Source organism: Streptomyces sp. NPDC048415 (genome assembly GCF_040651675.1).
In the GTDB taxonomy this organism is placed as follows: domain Bacteria; phylum Actinomycetota; class Actinomycetes; order Streptomycetales; family Streptomycetaceae; genus Streptomyces.
This window is the reverse complement of sequence record NZ_JBEZKJ010000168.1, coordinates 1-9329: the sequence shown is the minus strand read 5'-3', so window position 1 is coordinate 9329 and position 9329 is coordinate 1. Positions and strand designations below refer to the sequence as shown.

At 67.9% G+C, this 9329-nt stretch carries 9 protein-coding genes and 3 pseudogenes; 7 read left to right on the top strand and 5 right to left on the bottom strand.

The genetic code is table 11. The features are described 5' to 3' along the window. The 5 genes and pseudogenes from AB0D27_RS44110 to AB0D27_RS44090 form a co-directional block, all read right to left on the bottom strand. Positions 1-369, bottom strand: a pseudogene (locus AB0D27_RS44110) (hypothetical protein); the annotation flags it as partial. Then, positions 311-1395, bottom strand: a pseudogene (locus AB0D27_RS44105) (ROK family protein). The pseudogenes AB0D27_RS44105 and AB0D27_RS44110, both read right to left, overlap by 59 nt. Beyond that, positions 1395-2174: a glucosamine-6-phosphate deaminase gene (locus tag AB0D27_RS44100; protein ID WP_362520955.1), complete on the bottom strand. Its 780-nt coding sequence runs from the start codon at positions 2172-2174 to the stop codon at positions 1395-1397. Before AB0D27_RS44100 ends, AB0D27_RS44105 begins: the two are co-directional and overlap by 1 nt. 235 nt (positions 2175-2409) lie before the next feature. Further along, complete coding sequence (locus AB0D27_RS44095; protein WP_362520954.1) at positions 2410-2676, bottom strand: HPr family phosphocarrier protein; 267 nt, start codon at positions 2674-2676, stop codon at positions 2410-2412. A gap of 39 nt (positions 2677-2715) precedes the next feature. Further along, the gene (locus AB0D27_RS44090) at positions 2716-3951 is read right to left on the bottom strand and encodes a PTS transporter subunit EIIC (protein ID WP_362520952.1); all 1236 of its coding nucleotides are present in this window, start codon (positions 3949-3951) and stop codon (positions 2716-2718) included. Positions 3952-4280: 329 nt separating this feature from the next. Between AB0D27_RS44090 and AB0D27_RS44085 the strand changes: the two genes are divergently transcribed. The 7 genes and pseudogenes from AB0D27_RS44085 to AB0D27_RS44055 all read left to right on the top strand — a co-directional run. Next, positions 4281-5009 carry a GntR family transcriptional regulator gene (locus AB0D27_RS44085; protein ID WP_362520950.1) on the top strand — a complete coding sequence of 243 codons (729 nt, stop codon included), beginning with the start codon at positions 4281-4283 and terminating at the stop codon, positions 5007-5009. A gap of 197 nt (positions 5010-5206) precedes the next feature. Next, on the top strand, positions 5207-5452 hold the full coding sequence (locus tag AB0D27_RS44080) for a PTS transporter subunit EIIB (protein WP_362520947.1): 246 nt from the start codon (positions 5207-5209) through the stop codon (positions 5450-5452). Next, positions 5449-5640 carry a hypothetical protein gene (locus tag AB0D27_RS44075; RefSeq protein WP_362520944.1) on the top strand — a complete coding sequence of 64 codons (192 nt, stop codon included), beginning with the start codon at positions 5449-5451 and terminating at the stop codon, positions 5638-5640. Before AB0D27_RS44080 ends, AB0D27_RS44075 begins: the two co-directional genes overlap by 4 nt. After that, on the top strand, positions 5637-6380 hold the full coding sequence (locus AB0D27_RS44070; protein WP_362520941.1) for an HAD family phosphatase: 744 nt from the start codon (positions 5637-5639) through the stop codon (positions 6378-6380). The genes AB0D27_RS44075 and AB0D27_RS44070 overlap by 4 nt, the downstream gene beginning before the upstream one ends. Next, positions 6377-7396, top strand: coding sequence for a Gfo/Idh/MocA family oxidoreductase (locus AB0D27_RS44065; protein ID WP_362520938.1), 1020 nt, complete (start codon positions 6377-6379; stop codon positions 7394-7396). The genes AB0D27_RS44070 and AB0D27_RS44065 overlap by 4 nt, the downstream gene beginning before the upstream one ends. Further along, positions 7396-8496, top strand: a complete 1101-nt coding sequence (locus AB0D27_RS44060; RefSeq protein ID WP_362520935.1) for a Gfo/Idh/MocA family oxidoreductase — start codon at positions 7396-7398, stop codon at positions 8494-8496. Before AB0D27_RS44065 ends, AB0D27_RS44060 begins: the two co-directional genes overlap by 1 nt. 224 nt (positions 8497-8720) lie before the next feature. Continuing rightward, a pseudogene (locus AB0D27_RS44055) lies at positions 8721-9243 on the top strand (ATP-binding protein); the annotation flags it as partial. Positions 9244-9329 lie beyond the last annotated feature (86 nt).

Below are 9329 nucleotides of genomic sequence, written 5' to 3'. Positions count from 1 at the left end.
GATCGTTGCGCTCAGATCGGTGCCGGCATCGCCCGCGCGGGCCCGGGCGATGCCGGCGAAGGCATGAAGAAGCATGGCGTCGGCACTGGCGGGATTCCAGGCGCGCCACTGGCTGGCCAGGACGTATGCATCGGGAAGAGTGCTGAACACGAGCAGGCGGTGCATCCGCCGGTCCCAGTCCTCTCCCGGATCGCGCAGTGCCTGTTCTATCGGATACGTGAGGGCGCCCCGGTCGTTGCACTCGGCCAAGTTGTTGCCCTGGGCCGCGATCTGCGCTTGCAGATGTGTCAGGGCGCGGACCAGCGGCCCGTCATCGAGCTCGGGCCGTAGCCGCCGGGGAGGTCTCTGGCTTCGTTTGCGAGGCCACACGGTGACCTGCTCCTTTCACCCGCGGTCCAGGTGCCTGTGGCGCGACGCCGTTACTGCCGGACGGAAGACGATTGGCTGGGCGTGTGCTGTCCCGGCGCGGTGGCTTCCGCGCGGCCATTGACGGAGGGCGGAAGCATTGAGGTGTCTGTCGCCCGCAGGGCCGCTCCAAGGAGTCCCGCATCCGCGCCCAGTGGCGAGATGCCGACGAGCGGTGCGGCACGTCAGGCGAGTCCGCGCTGCAGGGTGCGTTGAACAGGGCGGTGAGCGCTTCTCCGGCAACAGTCATCCCGCCCGCCAGGACGATGCGCTGAGGGTCCAGCAGCACAGTCGAGGTGACGAGCTCCCTTCCGAGAGCGTCGGTTCCCTCGGCCCAAAGACGTGCGGCATCCGGGTCGGTGTCCAGGCGCGCGGTGATGGCGGGTGCGTTGTGGGCGATGCCTCCGGTGCGGCGGTAGCGGCGGACCGGGGCACTGGCTGACACATAGGCCTCCAGGCAGCCGTGCCGGCCGCAAGCGCAGAGCTCACCGTCGGCATGGACGGGTATGTGGCCGAACTCGGCGGCGAAACCAGGGGCTCCTCGCACGAGTTGGCCATTGCTGATGATCCCCGCGGCCACGCCCGTTCCGGGTACAACGAGGAGCAGGTCCTGTACGCCGGCACCGAGGCCCAGCCGCTGCTCTGCCAGCACGCTGCCCCGACATCATGCTCAAGCGTGACAGGGAGACGGAGCCTGTCTGCCACCGCTGCAGCCAGAGCCCTGTCGCGCAATCCGAGATTCGAGGCGTACCGGACGACGCCGGCGGTGTCGTCGATCAGCCCAGGGGCGCACAGGCCGACGGCTCGGCTACTGGGACGGACGAGAGCAGCGGCGGCCCGCACGACGGCGGCGACAACGGCTTCCGGCCCCTCGGAGCATGGAGTGGCCGGCCGCAGCGACTCCCCGCTCACCCCCTGCACATTGAACCGCGCGGCCTTGATGGCGGTCCCGCCGAGATCGACGGCGACAACATTGGAGGGGCGGCTCATCAGTACCCCTGACCGGCGGGCTTGTGGCGGGCGACCTCGCGGTAGTAACCCTGCTGTTCCAGTCGGGCTGCGGCGAGGTCGTCCACCACGACAGTGGCATGCGGATGCAGTTGGAGAATGGAAGCGGGGCACATCGCGCTGACGGGTCCTTCGACTGCGGCGGCCACCGCGCGGGCCTTGTGCGGGCCGGTGGCGATCAGTACCAGATGGGATGCGCGGCCGATCGTGGCCAGCCCTTGGGTGATGACATGCCGGGGCACCTCGTCAAGCCCGCCAAAGAACCGTGCGTTGTCGCGGCGGGTGTCGTCGGTGAGTGTTTTGAGCCGGGTGCATGAAGCGAGGGACGAGCCCGGCTCGTTGAATCCGACGTGGCCATTGACGCCGATCCCGAGGATCTGCACGCCGACCGGTCCCGCGGCCATGAGGGTGCGCTCGAAACGGCCGGCCTCCCGCTGCGGATCGGATGCGGTGCCTTGGGGGCCGCGTACCCGGGCGACATCGAGGTCGACGTCGTCGACCAGCTCGCGGCGTATCACCTGGGCGTAGGACTGCGGATGGGAGGGCGGGAGCCCGACATACTCGTCGAGCAGGAAGGCGTCGACGCCGGCGAAACTCAGCCTCTCCTGCCGGTGGCGGCGGATCAGGTCCCGGTAGACGCCCAGGGGCGAGGCACCCGTGGCCAGCCCCAGAGTCTTCACACCACTGGCGATCGCGTGATGGATGATCCCCGCGACCGTGCGGCCGGCGTCGTCGGCATCGGGCCGGATAACGACCTCCATCAGGCCTCCTGCCCTTCGCCCGTCGCGGCGATGAAGGCGTCACGCATCCGAAGAGGTCTGGCATGTGCGGACGGCGCTTCGGCCGCTGACCCGCTCCTCACGCCTGGCTTGTCATCTCTCAGGTGTGCGGTGCCGCCGCGGTACTCGGCCGGCCCGTACGGCGTCATGCGGATCAGTGGTGCGCACGCCAGTCCTGGTCTGACCCCGTAGCCGGTCATCGTGGTGGAGGAGTCGCTCACGCGTCGAGCTCCTTGCTCAGCAGGGCTACCAGCTCTTCCAGGACGGCCTGGGCCTGGTCTCCGGCTGCAGTCAGAATGACCTGGTCGCCATGGCCGGCGCCGAGCGTCATGACGCCCAGCGGGCTGCCGGCGCGGACCGGTGGCTTGCCGTCGACGGCGATGGTCCCGGGGACCGGTGTCCGGGCGGCGGCCTTGGCGAAGGTGGCGGCGGGCCTGGCGTGCAGGCCGCTGCGTGAGCCGAGGGAGACGACGCGCTGCGCCATGGGCGATTCCTTTCGACGGGCTGTTCAGGGACGTTGGTGTCAGGCCGCGGGTTCTCGCAGGCGTTCCTGGGTGGTATCGGGGTTCTCCTCCTCGCGGCCGGGAGTGCGCAGGTTCCAGCGGCGGATGACGAACCGGAACAGCATGTAGTAGATGGCGGCGTAGGCCAGACCTATGGGGATCAGCAGCAGAGGATGGGTGGCCTTGCCCCAGTTGAGGACGTAGTCGATGAGTCCGGCGGAGAAGGTGAATCCGTGGTGAATGCCGAGGGCGTTGACCAGAGCGAGGGAGGTGCCGGTCAGCACGGCGTGTACGAGGTAGAGGGGCCAGGCGACGAAGAGGAAGGAGAACTCGATCGGCTCGGTGATGCCGGTGAGGAAACTGGTGAGTCCGGCCGAGAGCATGATGCCGCCGACGGCCTTGCGGTGCTCGGGTCGGGCTTCGCGCCAGATGGCCAGAGCTGCGGCCGGAAGCGCGAACATCATGATCGGGAAGAAGCCGGTCATGAAGATGCCGGCCTGGGGGTCGCCCGCGAAGAAGCGGTTCAGGTCGCCGTGGGCTCCGTGGTAGTCGCCAAGGATGAACCAGACCACGGAGTTGAGGATGTGGTGCAGGCCGAGGGGGATCAGCAGCTTGTTCGCGGTGCCGTAGATTGCGCCGCCGACGACGCTGTTCGCGTCGACGGCCTCACCGACTGAGGTCAGGCCGTCATTGAACAGGGGGTAGATCAGGCTCATCAGAACGCCGATAACAAGAGCGGCCACGGCCGTGAGGATGGGAACGAGACGGCGTCCGCTGAAAAAGCCCAGATAGGGCGGGAGCATGGTGCGGTAGAAGCGCTGCCACAGCATCGCCGCGAGCAGGCCGATGACGATGCCGCCCAGGACGCCGAAGTTGACCACGGCCTGCGCCCCGGCCAGGTCCTTCTGGCCTTTGAGGACGATGGGCGACATCGCCGTGAAGACGCCCTCCAGTACGAGATACCCCACGACTGCGGCCAGCGCGGTGGAACCGTCAGCCTTCTTCGCAAATCCGATGGCGATGCCGACTGCGAAGATCAGCGGCAGGTGGGTGAACAGCGCCCCACCGGCGGCGGAGATGACGTGTGCGGTGTCCTGGAGTGCGGGGACGCGACCCAGGACGTCGTCCTGCCCCAGCCGCAGCAGGAGTCCAGCGGCGGGAAGCGTGGCGATCGGCAGCATCAGGCTGCGGCCGAGTTTCTGCAGGCTCGCCAGGCCCGTCCGGCGGCCGGCGGATGGAGATGTACGGGTGCTCATGACGACCTCAAAAGGTGTGCAGGAGGGGCGGGAGCGCAAGAGGAGCCGGGCGGAGCCAGCCCGGGGCGACTGCCATGCAAGTGGACGTGACCGGTATCACCTGGTCATGACCAGTTCGCAGGTAGCATGTCCCTGCGGCCGCGCGAGTGTCAATGCTTACGACGGTTTGGCACCGCGGAAATGAAGGGCACCACTGGTGAGACCGGCGAAGCCCGGCCCACAGCACGGCCCGCCGCCGACGACTGAACGGTAAGGTGGACACGTGACGCATACTGGTAATAACCAGTATGGGAGGCTGAGGCCTCCCCTGGACCGAAAGTAGGGCCGCAGTGGCTACACGGCAGATTGTCGGCAAGAGCATGGTGCCCAAGCACGCGCAGCTCCACGCGATCCTTGTTGACATGTGCACCAACCAGCTGTCGCCTGGCGAGGCACTGCCCAGTGAGCGACAGCTGTGCGTCGACCATGGAGTCAGCCGCGTGACGGTGCGCGAAGCGCTCGGCCAGCTCGTGGCCGACGGCCTGGCCGTCCGCGTTCATGGGCGCGGAACCTTCGTGGCCGAGCGGGCGCACCGCTCTGAGCTGCGCCTGGCCTCGTTTCACGAGGACATGCGCCGCCTCGGCCTGAAGCCGGGCACCGTGGTTCTGTCCATCAACCAGGACGCCCCATCTCCCGCCACCGCCGCAGTACTCCAGATGACGGAGAAGCAGCAGGCATGGCATGTCCGGCGCCTGCGGCTTGCCGACGGCACGCCCATCTCCATCGACGACGCGTGGTACAGCGCCGATCTACTGCCGGAGCTGGACAGCGTGGACTTCACGAGCTCCATCTACGAAACCCTGGACACACGCTTCGGCTATCCCATCGACCGCGCGGAGCAGACAGTCGGGGCCGGGCCGGCCTCATCGGAAACGGCCGCCCTGCTGGGCATCCGCACGGGCGCTGCCGTCATGACCTTCGACCGCATCGCCTACAGCGGTGATCACGCCATTGAGCACGCGTACTCATGGTTCCGGGCCGACCGGTACCAGTTGCACATGACGCTCGCCGACCGGTGATTCGGCAGCCTCGGGAACTCCCGAGGCGAGCGCACACCCGACTCACGTGCCGACTTTGACGCGGGCATGACATTGCCTTGCCTTCCTCCCCTATCGGGCATTGCACAGCGGTGCACTGAGAGGTACTGTCTGGCATTAACTGGTCATTACCAGTTTGGAGCGCTGTGCTGCGCTGCATCCACCACACGGTGATCCATATGGAGGGGCCAGTCATGTCCAAAGCGTGGCTGATCGTTGAGGGGCTCGGCGGAGCCGAGAACATCTCTGACATCGAAGCCTGCATCACCAGGCTCCGCACCGAGGTAAACGACGCGGACGCCGTCGACGTCGATGCCCTCAGGAGGGCAGGAGCTCTCGGGGTCCTCGTCTCGGCCGGTGTCGTGCAGGTCGTCGTCGGCGCGGAGGCTGACTGCCTGGCTGAGGACATCAAGGAGATGCTGTGAGTCTCGCCGTCTGCCTCCCCTTGTCCGGGCCCCTCGCGGCGCTCGGCCCTGCCGCGGTCCGACCCCACGGCATGTCAGCGATATGCACTGTCGACGTGCTCGACTACCAGTCCGGATCCGCGCGACCGCCCGCCGCCACCGGCCCGATCCAGGCCGGAGCACTCATGTTCAGCTGGACCGCGTCGTGACGGCCGCCGGCTTCGGCCTGACACGAAGGTCCGCCCCGGCGTGCGAGGCGGTCCTCATGGACCTGGACGGCACCCTGGTGTTCAGCGAGGAGGTGCACCGCCGGGCCTGGCAAGGGTTCTTCGATACGTGGGGCGTGGCCGTCACCGACGCCGACTACGAGCAGCACTACATGGGACGACGCCCCAGCGACGTCATCGCGGGCGTGCCGGGCCCCTGGACAGGTACAGACGCGGCCGCCGCTCTCGCCACCATGACCGCCTTCACACTGGAGCATGCCGGCAACGTGACGGTCGTGCCCGGCGCCGCCGCTCTCATCAGGCGGCTGCGCGTGAAGTACCGCATATCTGTGGTGACCAGTGCCGGAGCTCAGTGGGCCCAGCACCTCCTCAAAGACGTCCTCGGTGTGCACGACCTGATCGACGTGATCATCACCGCCGAGGAAATCACCTCCGGCAAGCCATCGCCCGAGGGCTACCTGAGGGCCTGCGCAGCCCTGCGGGCGCGGCCTGAACAGTGCCTCGCCTTCGAGGATTCGCCCTCGGGGATCCACGCGCTGGTCGCTGCCGGTGTGCGAGACATCGTAGGTGTCACCACTACGGCCTCCGCAGCTGATCTCACCCGCGCCGGAGCGCGCTGGACAGTTCCCAATCTCATCCCGCGCCACCTGCAGCGCATACGCAGCTCCATCAACGCGAAGACAGTGGCCCGGGGAAGCAACGACCAGGAGGTTGACGGATGAAGAGGCTCGACGTAGCCATGATCGGTGCCGGCTTTATCGCGCGGACCCACTTGCCGGCCTGGATCGCCCTCGGGGCACGAGTGCGCGTCTTTTCGACCGACGGCCAGGCCGCCCGCCTTGCTGAGGAGTTCGGAATCACCGAGGTCTCCACCCTCGAAGAGGCGCTGGCGTGGGCCACGGTCGTTGACATCTGCACGCCCACCGCCACCCATCGCGATATCGCTCTGGCCGCCTTCGAGGCGGGGGCGGAAGTGCTGTGCGAGAAGCCGCTGGCGCTCGCCCCGGCGGAGGCACTGGAGATGATGCACGCCGCGGAGAAGGCAGGTCGTCAGCTGTACCCCGGACACGTCGTACGGTTCTTCCCCGCCTACGTCCGGCTCCGCGACGCCATCAACTCCGGTGCGCTCGGCCGTGTTGCGGTCGCCCGCTTCACGCGAACCGGCCGCTATCCGACGTGGAGTTCATGGTTCGCGGACACCGCGCTCTCCGGTGGCATCCTGACGGACCAGATGCTCCACGACATGGACATCGCCAGGTGGCTCTTCGGGGAAGTCGTCACCATCCACGCCACCCAGCGCGGCCACCTCACCGCTCCCGCACCCGAGGGGGCCGTGGCCGTCGGCAATGCAACCCTCACCCACACCTCCGGGGTCATCTCCCAAGTCCTGGGCGTATGGGCACCACCGGCCACACCGTTCCGCTACACCTTCCACGTCGCAGGATCCAACGGCACCCTCACCCACGACTCCCTCGCCCACCCCTCTCTTCGCCTGATCGGCAAAACCGGCGCCGACGCCGACGGCGTTCCCAGCGGCGACTTCGGCGAGGACCCGTTCGCCACTCAGATCCGCGAGTTCGCCGCCGCGTTCCAGGGCGGTCCGGCCCCCCGTGTCAACGCATCGGACGGTGTTGCAGCCGTCCGTATCGCCGCCGCCGCGCGCCAGTCCACAGCGACCGGCCTGGCCGTTGCGGTCGAAGACGCAGCTGCGCAGCAGCCCATGGAAGGAAGCCACTGATGAAGGTCGCCGTCCTGTCCTTCGCCCATGTTCACGCCGCAACGTACATAGAGCTGCTGCGCGACCGTAGCGACATCGAGCTCATCACCACCGACCCCGACGCCCCGCCCGGAGACCCGAAGCGAGGCAAGGCCCTGGCCGATGAACTGGGCGTCACCTACCGCGCCGGCTACGAGGAGGCCTTCGCCGAGCGCCCTCGAGCCGTCATCGTCACCACCGAGAACACACGACACCGGCAGCTTGTCGAACGAGCCGCCGCCGCAGGCGCACACATCCTGTGCGAGAAACCACTGGCCACCACGGAAGATGACGCACGCGCCATGATCGAAGCCTGTGAGCAGGCCGGCGTCAGCCTCATGACCGCATACCCGGTTCGCTTCCACCCGGCTTTCACAGCACTGCGACACGCCCTCGGCGATGGCTCGATCGGATCCCTCCTCAGCGTTCACGGCGTGAACAACTCCTCAGTTCCTGGCCTGGATCGCCCGTGGTTCGCCGATCCCGCCCTCGCAGGAGGCGGCGCAGTCATGGACCACACCGTGCACATCGCGGATCTCCTGGACTTCCTCCTCGACGGCGAGCAGCCCACACAGGTCTACGCCGTCGCCAACACACTCCTCACAGCGCCTGGCGAGGACGAACCGAATGTGGAATCCGCCGGCCTGCTCACCCTCACCTACGCCCGCGGGCTCGTCGCCACCATCGACTGCAGCTGGAGCCACCCCTCCTCCCACCCAACCTGGGGCGGCCTGACCCTCACCTGCGTTGGGCAGCGCGCCCTTGTGGAGTTCGACGCCTTCCCGCCACTCCTCGACGGCTACGACGCCGTCCAGGCCGCGCCTCGGTGGGAACCCGGCACCATCAACCTCGACGCCGCGATGCTCGACAGTTTCCTCGCCGCCGCCCGCACCGGCCAGCGGGCCCACCCCGACGGCGAGACCGGACTGCGCACCCTCCAAACTGTCCTGGCCGCCTACGAATCCCTACGCACCGGACAACCCGTAGTCACGGCCGCTGCAGCCAGGCCCCTCCCCCACTCAGGCTCCTACACTTCCCTTTCGCCCAGGGAAGGGCGGTGCAGTAGTCAGGAAAGAACATAAGCCTCGACGTACTTCGGCCCGCCGCCCGGACCGCTATCGGCCCGAGCGGCAGCCGCCCATCCGTACCGATCCCGGTGGCAGCACATGAGTTCGTGACCTGGCTCGCCAAGCGCGGGAGGTAGCTGTCGCACTCGGTCGGGACAAGCATCCCCGATGCCAGCCACCAGGCCGTCCTCAAGTCTCCCGCCTCGGCTTGGACCCTGGCCCGTTGAGCCTGGCGGCGGCAGGCCGCTGACGCGGCCGTCGACACTGCCTGCCGGTGCTGCGGCTGCGGCTGCGGCTGCCCACCATCCGGGGCCAGTACAGCGCGACGGCCGACGCCGCCGAGCGCGAACAGATGACCTATCGCGGTTTCCTGGCCGAGCCCTTGATGGCCGAGTGTGAAGACCGGGACCGGTGCCGGTCGGAGACGCGCATCAACTCCGCGGAATTCCCTCGCCAGAAGTTCCTGCGGGACTCCGACTTCGAGGCCAATTCCCATGTCACACCGGCGCCGTCCATACCTTCGCCACCTGCGCGTGGGTCCGTAAAGGCCAGCCTCTGTGCTTGATTGGCCACTCGGGCACAGGAAAGTCCCACCTGCTGATCGCCCTCGGCACCGAGGCTGCGACGGCCGGTTTCCGAGTCCGCTACGTCCTCACCACGAACCTCGCCAACGAGCTGGTCGAGGCGGCCGACGAAAAGCAACTGCCCAAGACCATCGCCCGCTACGGCCGGGTCGACCCGCTCTGCATCGACGAACTCGGCTGTGCGCCACGAGGCGCTGATGGATCTCGCGGGATGAGAGGCCCGCCGCCGGTCCTCGCAGGGACCGGTTGAAGCTGGAGGCAGGC

Coding starts and splice junctions, on each gene's coding strand:
- AB0D27_RS44100 (WP_362520955.1), bottom strand. CDS start 2,174: ATGGAGGTCGTTATCCGGCCCGATGCCGACGACGCCGGCCGCACGGTC.
- AB0D27_RS44095 (WP_362520954.1), bottom strand. CDS start 2,676: ATGGCGCAGCGCGTCGTCTCCCTCGGCTCACGCAGCGGCCTGCACGCC.
- AB0D27_RS44090 (WP_362520952.1), bottom strand. CDS start 3,951: ATGAGCACCCGTACATCTCCATCCGCCGGCCGCCGGACGGGCCTGGCG.
- AB0D27_RS44080 (WP_362520947.1), top strand. CDS start 5,207: ATGGAGGGGCCAGTCATGTCCAAAGCGTGGCTGATCGTTGAGGGGCTC.
- AB0D27_RS44065 (WP_362520938.1), top strand. CDS start 6,377: ATGAAGAGGCTCGACGTAGCCATGATCGGTGCCGGCTTTATCGCGCGG.
- AB0D27_RS44060 (WP_362520935.1), top strand. CDS start 7,396: ATGAAGGTCGCCGTCCTGTCCTTCGCCCATGTTCACGCCGCAACGTAC.